This is a genomic window from Halomonas sp. DP1Y21-3, assembly GCF_019801245.1.
Taxonomy (GTDB): domain Bacteria; phylum Pseudomonadota; class Gammaproteobacteria; order Pseudomonadales; family Halomonadaceae; genus Halomonas; species Halomonas litopenaei.
In genome coordinates this window covers 243399-260578 of sequence record NZ_JAHVJM010000004.1, presented here as the reverse complement: position 1 = coordinate 260578, position 17180 = coordinate 243399, and the positions used below count along the sequence as shown (strand labels likewise).

General features: G+C 64.6%; 16 protein-coding genes. 7 read left to right on the top strand and 9 right to left on the bottom strand.

The genetic code is table 11. The annotated features are described in order from the left end of the window. The 5 genes from KUV74_RS13370 (at position 1) to sthA (ending at position 4688) form a co-directional block, all read left to right on the top strand. Positions 1-669 carry an NADH:ubiquinone reductase (Na(+)-transporting) subunit D gene (locus KUV74_RS13370; protein ID WP_045992663.1) on the top strand — a complete coding sequence of 223 codons (669 nt, stop codon included), beginning with the start codon at positions 1-3 and terminating at the stop codon, positions 667-669. Position 670: 1 nt separating this feature from the next. Beyond that, complete coding sequence (gene nqrE, locus KUV74_RS13365; protein WP_045992662.1) at positions 671-1288, top strand: NADH:ubiquinone reductase (Na(+)-transporting) subunit E; 618 nt, start codon at positions 671-673, stop codon at positions 1286-1288. Between the two features lie 63 nt (positions 1289-1351). After that, complete coding sequence (nqrF, locus tag KUV74_RS13360) at positions 1352-2584, top strand: NADH:ubiquinone reductase (Na(+)-transporting) subunit F (protein WP_045992661.1); 1233 nt, start codon at positions 1352-1354, stop codon at positions 2582-2584. A 341-nt stretch (positions 2585-2925) separates the two neighbouring features. Next, positions 2926-3183 carry a (Na+)-NQR maturation NqrM gene (nqrM, locus tag KUV74_RS13355; protein ID WP_045992660.1) on the top strand — a complete coding sequence of 86 codons (258 nt, stop codon included), beginning with the start codon at positions 2926-2928 and terminating at the stop codon, positions 3181-3183. 113 nt (positions 3184-3296) lie between these two features. Then, positions 3297-4688 (top strand): Si-specific NAD(P)(+) transhydrogenase, encoded by a 1392-nt coding sequence (gene sthA, locus KUV74_RS13350; protein ID WP_045992659.1) that lies wholly within the window; start codon positions 3297-3299, stop codon positions 4686-4688. Positions 4689-4967: 279 nt separating this feature from the next. Here sthA and KUV74_RS13345 read toward each other — a convergent pair whose 3' ends face one another. From KUV74_RS13345 to leuS, 7 genes are all read right to left on the bottom strand, one after another. Then, the gene (locus KUV74_RS13345) at positions 4968-5393 is read right to left on the bottom strand and encodes a DUF488 domain-containing protein (protein WP_213227178.1); all 426 of its coding nucleotides are present in this window, start codon (positions 5391-5393) and stop codon (positions 4968-4970) included. Next, positions 5390-6334, bottom strand: a complete 945-nt coding sequence (locus KUV74_RS13340) for a PA2778 family cysteine peptidase (protein ID WP_261395412.1) — start codon at positions 6332-6334, stop codon at positions 5390-5392. The genes KUV74_RS13345 and KUV74_RS13340 overlap by 4 nt, the downstream gene beginning before the upstream one ends. A gap of 13 nt (positions 6335-6347) precedes the next feature. Beyond that, on the bottom strand, positions 6348-6737 hold the full coding sequence (locus KUV74_RS13335) for a PA2779 family protein (protein WP_045992681.1): 390 nt from the start codon (positions 6735-6737) through the stop codon (positions 6348-6350). Between the two features lie 148 nt (positions 6738-6885). Next, positions 6886-7962 carry a GGDEF domain-containing protein gene (locus KUV74_RS13330; protein ID WP_222516567.1) on the bottom strand — a complete coding sequence of 359 codons (1077 nt, stop codon included), beginning with the start codon at positions 7960-7962 and terminating at the stop codon, positions 6886-6888. A 201-nt stretch (positions 7963-8163) separates the two neighbouring features. Continuing rightward, positions 8164-9225 (bottom strand): DNA polymerase III subunit delta, encoded by a 1062-nt coding sequence (holA, locus tag KUV74_RS13325; RefSeq protein ID WP_222516566.1) that lies wholly within the window; start codon positions 9223-9225, stop codon positions 8164-8166. 7 nt (positions 9226-9232) lie between these two features. Then, positions 9233-9724, bottom strand: a complete 492-nt coding sequence (lptE, locus tag KUV74_RS13320) for an LPS assembly lipoprotein LptE (protein WP_108132826.1) — start codon at positions 9722-9724, stop codon at positions 9233-9235. Between the two features lie 109 nt (positions 9725-9833). After that, positions 9834-12410 carry a leucine--tRNA ligase gene (gene leuS, locus KUV74_RS13315; protein WP_222516565.1) on the bottom strand — a complete coding sequence of 859 codons (2577 nt, stop codon included), beginning with the start codon at positions 12408-12410 and terminating at the stop codon, positions 9834-9836. A gap of 231 nt (positions 12411-12641) precedes the next feature. Between leuS and KUV74_RS13310 the strand changes: the two genes are divergently transcribed. After that, a complete protein-coding gene (locus KUV74_RS13310) occupies positions 12642-13154 on the top strand; it encodes a zinc ribbon-containing protein (RefSeq protein ID WP_045992653.1) in 513 nt (170 codons plus the stop codon). 56 nt (positions 13155-13210) lie between these two features. On the opposite strand, the gene KUV74_RS13305 is transcribed toward KUV74_RS13310, so the two are convergent. Continuing rightward, positions 13211-14536: a hypothetical protein gene (locus tag KUV74_RS13305; RefSeq protein WP_409996304.1), complete on the bottom strand. Its 1326-nt coding sequence runs from the start codon at positions 14534-14536 to the stop codon at positions 13211-13213. Between the two features lie 24 nt (positions 14537-14560). After that, a complete protein-coding gene (locus tag KUV74_RS13300) occupies positions 14561-15466 on the bottom strand; it encodes a LysR family transcriptional regulator (RefSeq protein ID WP_124803678.1) in 906 nt (301 codons plus the stop codon). A 265-nt stretch (positions 15467-15731) separates the two neighbouring features. Here KUV74_RS13300 and leuC point away from each other — a divergent pair, with 265 nt between their 5' ends. Then, the gene (gene leuC, locus KUV74_RS13295; RefSeq protein WP_222516564.1) at positions 15732-17177 is read left to right on the top strand and encodes a 3-isopropylmalate dehydratase large subunit; all 1446 of its coding nucleotides are present in this window, start codon (positions 15732-15734) and stop codon (positions 17175-17177) included. Positions 17178-17180: the final 3 nt, after the last annotated feature.

The window sequence follows — 17180 nt, the reverse complement described above, 5'->3', positions numbered from 1 at the left end:
ATGTCTGCACCGACTCCCAAGGGCGTCATCCTGACGCCGATCTTCAAGAACAACCCCATCGCCCTGCAGATCCTCGGTATCTGTTCGGCGCTGGCGGTGACCTCGAGCCTCAGCGTCTCGCTGGTCATGAGTCTGGCCGTGATCTTCGTGACGGCGTTCTCGAGCATGTTCGTCTCGCTGATCCGCAATCACATTCCGTCCTCCATCCGTATCATCGTGCAGATGACCATCATCGCCTCGTTGGTGATCGTGGTGGACCAGATCCTCAAGGCCTTTGCCTATGAGATGTCCAAGCAGCTGTCGGTATTCGTCGGTCTGATCATCACCAACTGCATCGTGATGGGCCGCGCCGAAGGCTTTGCCATGACCAACACCCCGACGCTGTCGTTCCTCGACGGTGTCGGCAACGGTCTGGGCTACGGCTTCATCCTGATGACCGTCGGCTTCTTCCGCGAGCTGTTCGGCTCCGGCAGCCTGTTCGGCGTGACCATCCTGGAAACCGTGCAGAACGGTGGCTGGTACGTGCCCAACGGCCTGCTGCTGCTGCCGCCGTCTGCCTTCTTCATCATCGGTCTGATCATCTGGGTGCTGCGCAGCCTCAACCCGGAGCAGGTCGAGGACAACGAGTTCGTGATGAAGGAAAACACCCAGCCGAAGGAGGCCGTGTAACATGGAACACTATCTGAGCCTTTTCGTTGCCTCGGTGTTCGTGGAGAACATGGCACTGGCGTTCTTCCTGGGCATGTGTACCTTCATGGCCGTGTCCAAGAAGGTATCCTCGGCCATCGGTCTGGGCATCGCGGTGGTAGCGGTACTGACCATCACCGTGCCGGTGAACAACCTGATCCTCGAGTATCTGCTGGCGGAAGGCGCGCTGTCCTGGACCGGTATCGCCGGCGCCGAGAACATCGATCTGTCGTTCCTGGGTCTGCTGTCCTACATCGGCGTCATCGCCGCACTGGTGCAGATCCTCGAGATGTTCCTCGACAAGTTCGTGCCGGCGCTCTACAACGCCCTCGGCGTGTTCCTGCCGCTGATCACCGTGAACTGCGCCATCCTCGGTGGCACCCTGTTCATGGTCGAGCGCAGCTACAACTTCGGTGAGTCCGTGGTCTATGGCCTGGGCGCCGGTGTCGGCTGGGCGCTGGCGATCACCGCCCTGGCCGGTATCCGCGAGAAACTGAAGTACAGCGATGTGCCCGCTTCCCTGCAGGGACTGGGCATCACCTTCATCACCGTGGGTCTGATGTCCCTGGGCTTCATGTCCTTCTCCGGCATCCAGCTCTGAGTGCCCTGCACCGGGGGCGCTGGCCCTCGGTGCAGGCCCTAACCCTAGCAATAGGAAACCGACATGGTTGATACAACAGTCATCGTGCTCGGCGTCGTCATGTTCACCATCATCGTCATCAGTCTGACGGCGGTGATCCTGGCGGCCCGCTCCAAGCTCGTGAGCTCGGGCGATGTGACCATCGAGATCAATGACGATCCCGAGAACACCCTGACCACCCAGGCCGGCGGCAAGCTGCTCAACACCCTGGCGGCCAACGGCATCTTCCTGTCCTCCGCCTGTGGCGGCGGCGGCTCCTGCGCCCAGTGCAAGTGCCGGGTCGAGGAGGGCGGCGGCTCGATCCTGCCCACCGAGGAAAGCCACTTCACCCTGCGCGAGAAGAAGGTCGGCTGGCGTCTGTCCTGTCAGGTACCGGTCAAGCAGGACATGAAGATCCAGGTCCCCGAGGAAGTGTTCGGCGTCAAGAAGTGGGAATGCGAGGTCATCGAGAACCCCAACGTCGCCACCTTCATCAAGGAGCTGAACCTGAAGCTGCCGGAAGGCGAGGAAGTGGCCTTCCGTGCCGGCGGCTACGTGCAGCTGGTGGCACCGGCCTACGACATCAAGTTCTCCGACTTCGATATCGAGGAAGAGTACCGCGGCGACTGGGAGAAATTCGGTCTGTTCGACGTCTCGCACAAGAACACCGAAGAGGTCATTCGTGCCTACTCCATGGCCAACTATCCGGAAGAGAAGGGTATTCTCAAGTTCAACATCCGGATCGCGACGCCTCCGCCCAACTCCAGCCACCCGCCTGGCCTGATGTCCACCTACGTCTTCAGCCTGAAGCCGGGTGACAAGGTCACGGTGATGGGGCCCTTCGGTGAGTTCTTCGCCAAGGACACCGACGCCGAGATGGTCTTCATCGGTGGTGGTGCCGGCATGGCGCCGATGCGCAGCCACATCTTCGACCAGCTGAAGCGTCTGAACAGCGAGCGCAAGATGACCTTCTGGTACGGCGCACGCTCCTGGCGCGAGACCTTCTACAACGAAGAGTACGACAAGCTGGCCGAGGAGCATGAGAACTTCGACTGGCACCTGGCACTGTCCGATCCCCAGCCGGAAGACAACTGGGAAGGGCCGACCGGGTTCATCCACAACGTGCTCTACGACATGTACCTCAAGGACCATCCGGCTCCCGAGGACTGCGAGTACTACATGTGCGGGCCGCCCATGATGAACGCCTCCGTCATAAAGATGCTGCTGGATCTCGGCGTCGAGCCCGAGAACATCATGCTGGATGACTTCGGCGGCTGATCACGCGCCTGTCCGTGTGCCCAAGGGCACCTTGCGAGCCCCGCCCCGTGCGGGGCTCGTTGGTTTGTGCGCCTTGTGATTTTGCCGCGAGAGGAGTTCTGGCATAATTGTCGCGCCGACTCGAGAATGCCCCGCGGACTGTCCTGGGAGGACACGGGACCTTGTCGAGTCGGTACCTTCAACGCCTCGGGCGTATGGCGACGGCCATTCGTTGTTCCGCCCAGGGATATCTCTTGTCCAACCGCTGTCCAATGGGAGAAAGGCAGGCGATGGTGTTCGCGACAAAGTGTTCGCGAGAAAGTGACCAGAGCTATCCTGCCCCATCCAGCGAGGAGTCCATCATGACCATCTACCTTATCGTTTTCGGTGCCATGCTGCTGATCATCGGCGCCATGGCGATCGGTGTCATTCTTGGCCGCAAGCCCATCGCCGGCTCCTGCGGCGGGCTCAACCAGCTTGGCCTGAAGGACGGCTGCGAGATCTGCGGCGGCAAGGATGAGGTGTGCGAGGAAGAATCGAAGAAGCGCGCCACCAGTCAGCGCCGCCAATCCGACGAGAATCGCGGACTGGACCTGGGCTACGACGCGACTCGTCGCTGAGCGGCAGCATCGACGCCCCCTGACCATGACGGCGCCTCTCGAGGCGCCGTCCTCATGATAAGCAGTGCCCGGCATCTCACATCCGGGTCGGTTTCCAGGAGAAGGAAGACACGATGGCAGTCCACAACTATGACGTGGTGGTGATCGGCACCGGGCCCGCCGGCGAGAGCGCAGCGATCAATGCGGCCAAGCATGGCAAGCGGGTCGCGGTGGTCGAAAAGCAGGCGCGGGTCGGCGGCAATTGCACCCACTGGGGCACCATCCCTTCCAAGGCGCTGCGTCATCAGGTCCGCCAGATCATGTCGTTCAACACCAACAGCATGTTCCGGGATATCGGCGAGCCGCGCTGGTTCTCGTTCCCCAAGGTGCGTGAACGCTCCCGGGTGACCATCGATCAGCAGGTGTCCATGCGCACCAACTTCTACGCGCGCAATCGCATCGACCTGTATCACGGGATCGCACGCTTCAAGGACGAACACACCCTGATGGTAAGGGGCAGTGGAGAAAACCAGGAAGAACTGGTAGCGGACAAGGTGATCATCGCCACCGGGTCACGGCCCTATCGTCCGGCGGACATCGATTTTCGCCATCCTCGTATCTACTGCTCCGATACCATTCTTGGTCTGCAGCACACCCCGCGTACCCTGATCATCTTCGGCGCCGGCGTCATCGGCTGTGAGTACGCCTCGATCTTCTCCGGGCTCGGACTCAAGGTGGATCTGATCAACAACCGCGGCAGCCTCTTGTCCTTCCTCGATGACGAGATCAGCGATGCGCTGTCCTATCATCTGCGCAAGCATGGTGTGTTGATCCGCCACAACGAGGAGTACGAGCGCGTTGAGGGTGACGAACACGGCGTCACGGTGCATCTGAAGTCGGGCAAGCGGCTGCGTGCCGACGCCTTCCTGTGGGCCAACGGGCGCACCGGCAATACCGATCAGCTGGGCCTCGAGAACATCGGTCTCACCGCCAACGGCCGCGGTCAGCTGCAGGTCGACGAGCACTATCGTACGGCGCTGCCCCACATTTACGCCGCCGGAGACGTGGTCGGCTGGCCGAGTCTCGCCAGCGCCGCCTACGATCAGGGGCTGAACGCCTGCGACGAGCTGCTGGACCGGGAGTTCCGCTACGTCACCGAGGTGCCCACCGGGATCTACACCATTCCCGAGATCAGCTCCTTCGGTCGCACCGAGCGCGAGTTGACCGAGGCCAAGGTGCCTTACGAGGTCGGCCATGCCTTCTTCAAGGACACCGCCCGCGCCCAGATCACCGGCGATACCGTCGGCATGCTCAAGATCCTGTTCGATCAGGATACCCTGGAGATCTACGGCATCCACTGCTTCGGCGACCAGGCCTCGGAGATCGTCCATATCGGCCAGGCGATCATGCAGCAGGAAGGGGAGGCGAATACGCTGAAGTACTTCGTCAACACCACCTTCAACTATCCGACCATGGCCGAGGCCTACCGGGTGGCCGCCCAGAATGGCCTCAACCGGGTGTTCTGAGTCGGCCAGCACGACCGACAAGAAAGGTGCCCTTGGGCACCTTTCTTGTCTGGGGTCGGATGGCTCCGGCTGGATCCGGTACCTGAGCGCTAGGCTATATCCGAAAAGTCGACGAGCGCAGGCACTTTTAGACAAGCTTAGGCGCTGTCCGAAAAGTCGACGAGCGAAGGTTAGACAAGGCAAAAATCGGTGAGAAAGCGCAGTTTACGGGGTGTAAATGAGCATTTTGATCCGATTTTTAACGCCGTATTACCGAGCGCAGGCACTTTTAGACAAGCCCTAGTGCTGGCCGCTCTCGTGGGCATAGCAAGGCGGCGAGGAGGGCAGGGCGTCTTCCTGATCTTCCTGGTGCAGTGCCTCGAGCAGGCGCTGGCGCAGCTCGGGCAGATGGGTGCTGTCGACATCGCGCGCCGCGGTCACCAGCGTCAAGCGGCCACGCCGGGCCAGGCGCATCAGCGGATACAGCCGGTCGGGGTGGTCGCGTAGCTCGCCGCGGTAGCGAATCTCGAAGACCCTGGAACTGATCTCCTCGAGCTGATACTGGCGTCGCAGGGCATTGCTGGGTGAGGCCTCACGGTACCACTCGGTAAGCGCCAGGGACTCGCGGCTGCGTCCTCTGGGCCACAGGCGGTCGACCAGTACTCGGGCGCCGTCGTCGGGCTCGGGCGCCTGGTAGACGCCCTTGAACACGATGTCGTAGCTCATCGAGCTCCTCCTTGCTGTTCGTTCAGCGCCTCCCTGGCGCTTTGCTGCCAGGGCCCGTCAAGCGAAGCCGCACGCCTGAGCGCTTCTCGAGCCCCTTCGTCATCTCCTTGGGACGCCAGGGTGAGACCCAGGTTCAACCAGGCCGGCGCCAGCGACGGATCCTTGGCGACAGCGCTGAGCCAGGCGTCGATGGCCGCGTCAGGCTGGCCCGCCGCATGGTAGGCGTTGGCCAGCGCGAAGTGCCCCATGGACTCCTCGGGAAAGCGTTCGACCAGAGCTTGCCAGGCCGGCAGGCTTTGCGCTGGCCCCTGGACCCGTTCGAAGTCCGAGGTGGCCTGGATGGCCGCCTCAGGTGCAATCGTCACCGGCAGCTCTCCTGGCGTCAGTGCCACGAAGGCCCAGCGCTCGGAACGTTGCCAGGTGGCGTCGAAACGCCCGAAATCGGTGGCATCCTGACGGGTGACGCCGGTGCGTAGCAATACCTCTTCGCTCTCGAGATCGTAGCCGTTGACCACCGCGAAGTGCCACAGCGGGAAGGCCGGCAGCGACAGGTTCTGGAGTACCACCACCGCGCGGCCGGCATCGACCTCTTCGAGCAGCGAGGCGAAGCGTGGCGCCAGAGTGAACGGGATTCGCCCGTGCCGGCGACTGGCGGCCAGCATCTCGGGCTGGAAGCTGCCCTTGCGACTGGGCACGTAGATTTCGGGGATCAGTTGATCGACGCCGACGTCGACCCCTGCATGGTTGAGCACCATGGCGAGTGTGGCCGGGCCGCACTGGTAGTCACGCTGGGGGTGAAAGGGGACGTCTTCGAGGAGCTGGCGTTGGGGCAGCGTAGCGGTGACGCTGTGGTCCAGTTCGGGGGCGCTGGCACAGGCCGTGAGCCACATCACCAACGAAAGAGCGCCCGCCAGGCGGGCGCTCGAGACGAATGAGCGCATCACGCGCATGTCCTTAGCGGGTGAACGGGTAGACGTCGGTCAGACCCAGGATGTCGGTGACAAGCAGGATGACGAAGACCGCGAACAGCACGCCAATGACGCTGGCGCCGGCGGGCATCTGGTCGAGCTGGTCGGCCATCTGCTGAGCTTCGGCGTCGGACAGGGCGGCTACGCGGTCCTCGACCTCACCGGGATCTACGCCCTGGAGTTCGAGTTGCTGGCGTACGTCATCGCGGGCCAGTACCTGATGGATGCGTTCTCGGGCGTCCTGGCTCTGCTGGGAGGCCAGCACGTCGTTGGTCGAGGCCAGCGGGACCGAGGTGGCGGCCCCGGCGCTGGCGGCGCCCAGGGTCAGGCACAGCATCAGAACGGTACACAGCAAGCGGCGCAGTCGTGAAGTCATGGGGGCTTCCTTGTTGATGGTGTCGGGAATTGTTCGATCCTTGGTGATGGCGACATGCATCCAGTGGCATCCTGCCGGCCGGATGCGTTGGCGACAACAGGAGTATAACGAAGGTGGTACAGGAATTTCATGCAGGTTGTTGGTTTCTCTAGCCCAGGCGGATGCAATTGCGTCCTTGATGCTTGGCCTGGTAGAGCGCCTGGTCGGCCCGTCGGTACAGGGTGGAGAAGTCGTCATCGGCGTGGCTTGAGACGGCGATGCCGATACTGACCGTAAGGTTGGCGCCGGCCGCCGGCTGGGTCAGGTCGAAGTGCTCGGTTTCGTGGCGAATTCGTTCGCCGACGGTTTCGGCGTTGCGGGCGTCCGCCTGGGGCATCAGCAGGGCGAACTCGTCGCCCCCCAGACGCGCCGCCAGATCGCTGCGCCTGGCCACGCGCTTGAGCATCTCGCCGAAAGACTTCAATACCTTGTCACCGGTGGGGTGGCCGTAGCCGTCATTGATGCGTTTGAAGTTGTCCAGATCCAGCAGCATCAGCGCCACTGGGCTGTCCGCTGGGCGCCGAAGGGCCAGCAGGTGGGGGGCCTGGTCGAGCCACTGGCGACGATTGTAGAGCTGGGTGAGGTCGTCGGTCATCGCCAGGTAGTGTAGCGCGTTGCTGTGGCGTTCCAGACGCAGCAAGGCGACAAACAGCACCGTGCCGACCATCAGTACCAGCGCCGTCAGGATGGTAGCCACCAATGCCAGGCGTCGATCGAGCTTGCGCTGGTGCGACTCGGTCTCCATCAGATAGATGGCCAGCTCATCGATGGTCGAAGCGAGCCCCGGCAAGGTGTCGTCGATGTCTGCGGTGGTGCCAGAGAGAGGCGAAGGAGCGATCAGGTTGATCGAGTGCTCGGCACGTTGCAGGTAGCCGACCACGCTGTCCCGCTGGGAGGTGGGCAGTCGCGTGGCGGTGCCCGCCAGCGTCCGTAGACGGTGTTGGAGGGTATCGGCCACTTGCGTGAGCTCGTGAGCCCGGGGCGAGTTGTCGATGCCGGCAAACTGCTTGAGTGAAGCGATGCTCGCCACATTTTCCTGAGACCGTGCCGTTTCGATGATGAGGGCATCGCGGATAACGCCCATGGGCTGGCGCACCTGGCTCAGGTAGCCGAGCAACAGCAGGGCGCTGGCGGTCGAAAGCAAGGTGACGCCGGCGGCCAGAACCAGCGGGAAGACACGGGTCATGATGGGGGCACTCGCGGTCGCTGGCGACCAGACGCGCTGGGCGCCCAAGGGGTAATGATGCAGGTGCTTGCCCTATTCTATGCGCAGAGTACCCGCAGTGCGGGGTCATACCCCCATTGGCCGGGCTGACCTATCCCATCCTGGCGTCACAGGGGTGACGCCAGGCCACATCATGCGAGAGCAAGGAAGACGAATCGTCGGCTACGGCGCCACGCGATAGGACCAGGCCATTTCTGCCAGCAGTCCACGACCGCCAGCGAGGGTCAATGCCAGGTCCTGGATGCCCTGTTGCAGCGGCAGGTCCGCTGCGCCCTTGATCGACAGGTCCAGGCGTTGGGCGAACATCAGAAGCTTGTGCAGACGCTTGAGTGGCAGGCGACGGATGGCTTCCTGGTAGGCGGGGCGCCGACGGTCGAAGATCGGAGGCTTCTGGGCCTTGCAGGCGTGCTCGAAGCTCTGGCCCTGGTCCAGGTGCTGATGCAGCGACAGCAGGGTGCGAATCTCGCGGGTCAGGGCCCACAGGATGATCGGTGGCTCGGTACCCTCGGCGGCCAGTCCCGCGAGGATACGCAGGACGCGCTCGCGCTCGGCTTTCAGGCAGGCATCGACCAGAGTGAAGACGTCGTAGCGGGCACTGTTCTCGACCCCTCCGGCGACGTCACGGGGGGATACCTGAGCGCCGGGAGGAAGCATCAAGGCCAGCTTCTGCAGTTCCTGGTCGGCGGCCAGAAGGTTGCCCTCGGTGCGCTCACCCAGCAGCCGGGCGGCGTCCAGCGACATCGACAGACCGTGGCGCTGGGCGCGGTCCCTCAGCCAGAAACCCAGGCGGGAAGGGTCGACCGGCCACACCGGAACGAACAGCCCCAGCTTGTCGAGCGCCTTGAACCAGGCGCTCTTCTGCTCGCGGGCGTCGAGCTTGGCGCAGCTGACCAGCAGGATGTTGTCGCTGCCCTGTGCCTGTTCGGCGTACTCCTTGAGCGCCTTGCCGCCTTCCTGGCCCGGCTTGGCGCTGCCCAGACGCAGCTCGATCAACTTGCGCGAGGCGAACAGCGACAGGCTCGCCGCGGACTCGGTGAGGCGGCCCCAGGCGAAGTTGGCCTCGACGTGGAGCACCTCACGTTCCTCGACGCCCGACTCGCGCGCACGTGCCCGGACCTGATCGCAGGCCTCCATGTGCTGCAGAGGCTCATCACCGGCGACGATGATGACAGGGGGCACAGACTTGGAAAGCGCGTCCGGCAGCTTGTCGGCAAAGACCTTCATGGGTGAATCAGACTTCCTCGATGGCGCGCAGTCGGTCGATCATCTGGCGTACGGCCTCGCGGCGGGCGTTTTCCAGGGCATCCGTGCGCAGCTCATCCTGGGACAGCAGGTTGTCGTCGGTGATCGAGAACTCTTCGAGCACCTCCACCGCCTGGCGATCGGCCAGGTAGGCGCCATCGCTTGCGCGCTGGATCGAGTAGGGAATCCGCAGCACCAGTTGCTGGTCCTGAGAGCCGGTGTCGAGCACGCCGACCTGACGGATGCTGACGTCTTCGCCACCCAGGTTGAGACGCAGCGACGCCGTCTCGTCGACGCGGGTGCCGAGGCTTTCCAGACGCTTGGTCAATTGCTCGGCGAAGGGGGTGTCGGCACCGTCGAGCGCCAGGCTGTCCAGGGACAGCACCTCGCCGCCGACGCCGCGCAGGTGGAAGCCGCAGCCCGCGAGCAGCAGGGCGGCGCCGGAGGCCAGGGTCAGACCAAGGAAGTGACGACGCTGCATGGGAACTCCTTGTCCAGCGTTAGGGAAAAACCGAAGGCACAGCCTTCGGCATCATGTCCTGGTATCACCGACAGTCTGACGCGGCGGGCGAGACGCCCGCCGCGAGCTGTCAGTTGGCGACGATGTTGACCAGCTTGCCCGGCACCACGATCACCTTGCGCAGGGTCTTGCCCTCGGTATGGCGCTGGACGTTGTCGTTGGCCAGTGCCAGCGCTTCGACGGCGGCCTTGTCGGCGTCGGCGGGCACCTCGAGGCGCGCGCGCAGCTTGCCGTTGACCTGCACCACCAGCTCGATGCTGTCGCGCGCCAGGGCGCTTTCGTCGAACGCCGGCCAGGTGGCATCGATGACCGCGCCGTCGTGGCCCAGTGAGCGCCACAGTGCGTGGCAGGCGTGGGGCGTGATCGGTGCCAGCAGCAGCACGCAGGCCTCGATCGCCTCGCGGCTGACCGCCAGGCCCTGAGGGCTGGTATCGCCGAACTTGGCGATGGCGTTGGTCAGCTCCATCACCGCGGCGATCGCGGTATTGAAGGTGGTGCGGCGGCCGATGTCGTCGCCGGCCTTCTTGATCGTCTCGTGGGTCTTGCGGCGCAGTTCGCGCTGGGCGTCGTCGAGCGAGGCGATGGCGGCGGCATCCAGCGCTGCCGGCGTACCGGCCTCCAGATGCTCCGCGACCAGACGCCACAGCCGCTTGAGGAAGCGGTGGGCGCCCTCGACGCCGGAGTCGGACCACTCCAGTGACTGCTCCGGGGGCGCGGCGAACATCATGAACAGGCGCACGGTGTCGGCACCGAAGCGATCGATCATGGCCTGGGGGTCGACGCCGTTGTTCTTGGACTTCGACATCTTCTCGATGCCGCCCATCTCCACCGGCTGGCCATCGCTGATCAGGGTGGCGCTGAGCGGGCGTCCCTTGTCGTCACGCTTGACCTCGACGTCGGCGGGGTTGAACCACTCCTTACCGCCGTTGGCCTCGGGGCGGTAGAAGGTCTCGGCGATCACCATGCCCTGGGTCAGCAGGCGCTGGAACGGCTCGTCGGAGTCGACCAGGCCGAAGTCGCGCATCAGCTTGTGGAAGAAGCGGGCGTAGAGCAGGTGGAGGATGGCGTGCTCGATGCCACCGATGTACAGATCCACCGGCAGCCAGTAGTTGGCACGCTCATCCAGCATGGCCTCCGGGTTGTCGGCGCAGCAGAAGCGCGCGTAGTACCAGGAGGACTCCATGAAGGTATCGAAGGTGTCGGTCTCGCGGGTCCAGCCATCGCCCAGATCGCTGAATGCCGGCATCTTCTTGAGCGGTGAGCCGGAAGCGTCCACGGTGACCTCCAGCGGCAGCGCCACCGGCAGCTCGTCGTCGGTGAGCGGCACGGTCTGGCCCTCGGGGCCGTACTTGACCGGAATCGGCGCGCCCCAGTAGCGCTGGCGGGCCACGCCCCAGTCGCGCAGGCGGTAGTTGGTCTTGACCTCGCCGTGGCCGTCGCGCTCGAGGCGGCTGGCGATGGCGTCGAAGGCCGCCTGGAAGTCGAGGCCGTCAAAGTCGCCGGAGTTGATCAGGCTGCCGTGCTCGACCCAGGCGCCCTGGGACAGGTCCGGGGCCTGGCCATCGGCGTCGGCGATCACCGCGCGGATCGGGAGTTCATACTTGGTGGCGAACTCCCAGTCACGCTGGTCGTGGCCGGGCACCGCCATCACCGCACCGGTGCCGTATTCCATCAACACGAAGTTGGCGACATACACCGGCACACGGTCGCCGGTCAGCGGGTGGATGGCCTCGAAGCCGGTGGCCATGCCGCGTTTTTCCATGGTCGCAAGCTCGGCTTCCGAGGTGCCGCCGTGGGAGCACTCCTCGAGGAAGGCGGCGAGTTCGGGCTTGCCCTCGGCGGCCTTGATCGCCAGCGGGTGGCCGGCGGCCACCGCCACGTAGGTCACCCCCATCAGGGTGTCGGGGCGGGTGGTGTAGACTCTGAGCGGCTCGTCGCCATCGACGTCGAAGGCCAGCTCGACCCCCTTGGACTTGCCGATCCAGTTGCGCTGCATGGTCTTGACCTGCTCGGGCCACTCGACCTTGTCCAGATCCGCCAGCAGCTCATCGGCGTAGTCGGTGATCTTCAAGAACCACAGCGGGATTTCCTTGCGCTCCACCGGCGCACCGGAGCGCCAGCCACAGCCGTCGATGACCTGCTCGTTGGCCAGTACGGTCTGATCCACCGGGTCCCAGTTGACGGTGGACATCTTCTTGTAGACCAGGCCTTTTTCCACCAGCTTGGTGAAGAACCACTGCTCCCAGAGGTAATAGTCGCTGTCGCAGGTGGCGAACTCACGATCCCAGTCATAGGCAAAGCCCAGCGCCTTGAGCTGGGCACGCATGTAGTCGATGTTCTCGTAGGTCCACTTGGCCGGCGGTACCTGGTTCTTGATCGCGGCGTTTTCCGCCGGCATGCCGAAAGCGTCCCAGCCCATCGGCTGCATCACGTTCTTGCCCTGCATGCGCTGGAAGCGGCTGACCACGTCGCCGATGGTGTAGTTGCGTACATGCCCCATGTGCAGCTTGCCGCTGGGGTAGGGGAACATCGACAGGCAGTAGAATTTCTCGCGATCCTGATCCTCGATCGCCTTGAAACACTGGTTTTCATTCCAGAACTGCTGGGCGTCGTGTTCGATTTCGTGGGGCTTGTACTGGGCGTCCATCGCGGTCTTCGAGTACCTTGCAATCAAGGCGCGCCCAAGGCGGCGCGCAGGGTATGGGTATCGTCCGGCGGCAGGGTTGTGCAGAATCAAGGTTGATGCGGCCCTGTCACCGGCGCGGCAATGATGCCCGCAAGGATACCCCAGCAGCCCGGGGTCCGGCTATGGTGGGCCGCCAGTGTTCCGTTCGGGTTACCCCGAGCGGTCCTTGTCTGCATCAAGGAGGACACCGTCATGAGTGATCAACATTCTTCGTCCGGCGAACATCGTCTGCGCGACGGCTATGAGCGGGTACTGGCCCGGCTCAAGGAAGGGGCCGAGGACCTCACCTGGGACAACCTGCAGAAGGATCTCGATGACGCCGTGGAGTTCGAGGCGGAGCTCGAGGAGTACACCAAGGACGAACTGGCGCTGCTCAGGGCCTGGGTCGAACGTGATCTCAAGGACATGCGCCGCTACCTGGCTGCCGGCGGCGAGGGCGTGGCCAGCTGGCTCGGCATCGACCTGACCATCCTGTCGCGCAAGGTGGTCGACTCGCTTTTGTCGATCGCCGATCGCAGCGTGATCGAGCGCGAGCAGCTCGAGGACGACCTTGAGGCCTCCCGTGCCGACTACACCGCCGGCGAACTGGCGGCGCCGGGACGCATGTCCTGCGTGCACTGCGACGCCGTGGTCGAACTGCACGGGGTCAAGCGCATCGAGCCCTGCCATCAGTGCGGCCATCGCTACTTTGGGCGCGTCGGCTGACGTCCGCCGAACGCGCCGTCCGCGCAATATCAGGTGGCTATCGTCTGGCGTACGGCTCAGGCCGAGACGGCCTGGGCCAGGCAGGCGATCGCCACCAGCACCAGCGCCGACATGACCAGAGCGTAGTGTAGATTGTGCTTCATCATGCGATAGCCACTGATCCCGTAGCGCCCCTGCAGTGACAGGTTGATGCCCGACAGCGGGCCGACGGCGGTGCCCACGCCCCAGGATGCCAGGGCGACGAAACCGAACAGGGTCTGGTGGGGGCCATCCAGATCCAGCATCGAGGCCAGCACCGAGATGCCGATGATCGGGTGCAAGCCGGCAATGGCGCTGGCAACGATGGCCACATAACTCAGCATGGCAGGCCCCACGCCAAAGTCGGCAAACAGCGTCCAGTCACCGTTGGTGGCGGCGGCGACTAGGATCGAGAGTCCCTTGGTCAGAAGTCCCGCACACAGAAACAGGGTGATTTCGCCGCGCATGCCCGGCAGTCGATAGTGGAGGTGGCGAACAAGGCGTTCTCGGGTCGCTGCAGCGCCCCTGGCCAGGTTGGCGGCCAGCGCCAGTGTCGGCATCAGGAAGGTGATGATGCTGACGATGGTCAGAGACGGTGTGATGACGTAGTGAAACACCATCACCAGTCCGGCCACGCTGGCCGGCATCAGCAGACTGCGGGGGGACAGTGAAAAGCCGGGGACCTCGCTGACGTCGAAGCGGCGTGACAGTTCGAACACGCTGTAGAGTCCGCCGGCAAAGGCCAGCGGCAGTCCGGCGGCCAGCACCGTGGTGTATTCAAGCGATGGAGCCAGGGAGACCGCCACGCCCATGGCGGCGAAGAACGGCGACCACATGGCGGCGCTGGAAAGCCCTCGGTTGAGCCCCAGTAGTTGAACCTCGAGCAGACGACCGCGGCGCTCCAGGCGATCGCCGACCATGAAGACCGCGGACAGGTTGAGGATGGCCCCGAGCAGCTGCACCCCCAGCCAGGTCCCGGCCAGACCTCGGCGCCCGGTCACCGGTTCGCTGTTCGGTGGCCCCTCCGAGGGGCGCCCGATCAAGGCGATAAAGCTCACCCCTACCAGCATCGCCACCACGAAGGCGTTTCCATCGAGCAAGGTGGTGATGTCGGGGGTGGCGTCGAAGCCCACCACCGCCAACACCAGAAAGGCAAGCCCCAGCACCGCCAGCACGCCGGCCTGCCACTGATTGCGCCGGGGAATGTCCGGCCACATCAGCAGGCTGGCGGCCCACAAGGGCAGGCTGACGCTCCAGCTCGGCAGCCCGTCGAGGCCCAGGCCCGCGATCTGCGTCAGCAGGCCCGCCAACGTCAGTGCGCCGGCCAGACGGTGTCGCGGTGGAGGGAGAGGCATGCGAGTCATACAGACGTCCCTGTGGTGGTGCGCTCAAGGCGAGGCGGGGTTTGCCACGGCTTCCTGGTCGAGGCATTCGAGCAGCGAGCGGGCGGCGTTGGACAGGGTGCGGTCGCGGTGCACCAGGTAGCCGAGCGGGCGCTGTATGGCAGGCTCCTCGAGGGCCAGCCGGACCAGTCTTTCGCTGGCGATGTCCCGCTCGACCATGGGGTCGGGCAACAGACTCCAGCCAAGCCCGGCCGAGGCCATCATCTTGAGGGTTTCCAGATAGTTGGTCGACTGTCCCACCCGCGGCGCCAGACCGTGCCTGGCCAGCCGCTCGAGGATCAGCTGGCGGGTGAAGGTCAGTGGCCCCGGCAACAGGGCGTCATGCTCGCACAGGGTCGCCAGGGTTACGCGGCTCTCCCGGGCGAGCGGATGCTCCGGGGCGGCAACGAAGGTCATGTCGTCGACCCACACTCTGGTGGCGCGAAGCTGAGGGTCGGGGTGGGCCGACAGGGTCACCAGGGCCACCTCGATATCGCCGTCCAGCACGCCCTGGTAGGCCTGCTCGGAGTCGAGAAAGCGCAGGTCGAGGCGCACCTCCGGGTAGCGCTTGACGTAGCTGCCCAGCACCGGCGGCAGCCGGTGCAGGCCGATATGATGGCTGGTGGCCAGGGTCAGCTCTCCGCTGACCTCGTCGCTCAGGTTGCTCAGGGCCCGGCGGCTGTCGTCGACCATGACCAGGATCTGGCGTGCCCGCGGCAGCAGCAGCCGCCCGGCTTCGGTCAGACTGACGCGGCGGCCGATACGGTCGAACAGTCGGGCGCGCGTCAGTGCCTCCAGGCTGGCGATACGCTTGCTGACGGCCGGCTGGGTGAGGTGAAGCTGTTCCGCCGCGCGGGAGAAGCTGCCGCTGTCGGCCACGGCGAGAAAGGCCTGCAGGCTCTGGGTATCCATGGCGGTGCTCCCGGGGCGGATGACGAGGAAACGTGGCGACGATTTGCCGGGTAATGATGTATTCCACTTGGGAATCGTTTGAATAAATAACATGAATTGATTTTATTGGCGAGTGGCGCGACACTCGACCTATCCCATCCCCGGGCAAGGCCCGCGGGACCGGCAAACGACCGTTTTCGATCAATCGAGAGGGGCGGCTTCAGAACGACCGACAGGCCCACCGCCAGCGTGGCGCCTGGAGCCAAGCCCCCGGAGGAGACACCGCATGGCAGGCCAGACACTCTACGACAAGTTGTGGCGGCAGCACCTGGTCAAGGAGCGCGACGATGGCACCGCGCTGATCTATATCGATCGTCAACTGCTGCACGAGGTGACCTCGCCCCAGGCCTTTGAAGGTCTGCGTCTGGCCGGGCGCAAGCCGTGGCGGCTGGACGCCAACCTGGCGACCCCGGACCACAACGTGCCGACCACCGTGAAGGAACGTTCCGAGGGCAACAGCGGGATCAAGGATCCGGTATCACTGATCCAGGTGCAGACGCTTGATGATAACTGCGAGGCCTTCGGTATCGAGGAGTTTCGCATCAATGACCCGCGCCAGGGCATCGTCCACGTGGTCGGCCCCGAGCAGGGTGCGACGCTGCCGGGCATGACCGTGGTGTGTGGCGACTCCCATACCGCTACTCACGGCGCCTTTGCCGCCTTGGCCCATGGCATCGGCACCTCCGAGGTCGAGCACGTGCTGGCCACCCAGTGTCTGCTGGCGCAGAAGATGAAGAACATGCAGGTGCGCGTCGAAGGCGAGCTGGGCGAGGGCGTCACCGCCAAGGACGTGGTGCTGGCGATCATCGGCGAGATCGGTACCGCCGGTGGCACCGGCTACGCCATCGAGTTTGCCGGCAGCGCCATCGAGAGCCTGTCGATGGAAGGTCGCATGACGGTGTGCAACATGGCCATCGAGGCCGGAGCCCGGGTCGGCCTGATCGCGGTGGACGACACCACCATCGAGTATCTGGCCGAGCGCCCCTTTGCCCCCAGCGGCGAGCAGTGGGACGCCGCCGTGGCCGACTGGCGCGAGCTGGTCTCCGATGGTGACGCCGCGTTCGACAAGGTGGTGACGCTGGACGCTGCGTCCATCGAGCCTCAGGTCAGCTGGGGCACCAGCCCCGAGATGGTCACCGGTGTCAGCGGTGAGGTCCCGGATCCCGCCGAGGCCGATGACGACACCGCGCGCACCGGCATCACCCGGGCGCTTGAGTACATGGGGCTGTCACCGCGCCAGAAGATCACCGATATCCGCCTCGACAAGGTGTTCATCGGGTCCTGCACCAACTCACGCATCGAAGATCTGCGTGAGGCGGCCAAGGTGGCCCGTGGTCGCAAGGTCGCCGACAGCATCCAGCTGGCGATGGTCGTCCCGGGCTCCGGTCTGGTGAAGCGCCAGGCCGAGGAGGAAGGGCTCCACAAGGTGTTCATCGAGGCCGGCTTCGAGTGGCGTGAGCCCGGCTGCTCCATGTGTCTGGCGATGAACGCCGACAAGCTCGGTGCCGGCGAGCACTGCGCCTCCACCTCCAACCGCAACTTCGAGGGGCGTCAGGGTTACGGTGGTCGCACCCACCTGGTCAGCCCTGCCATGGCCGCCGCTGCCGCCATCGCCGGCCACTTCGTCGATGTGCGCCAGTTTGATTCCACCACCGCTCGCCAGGAGGCCTGAGCC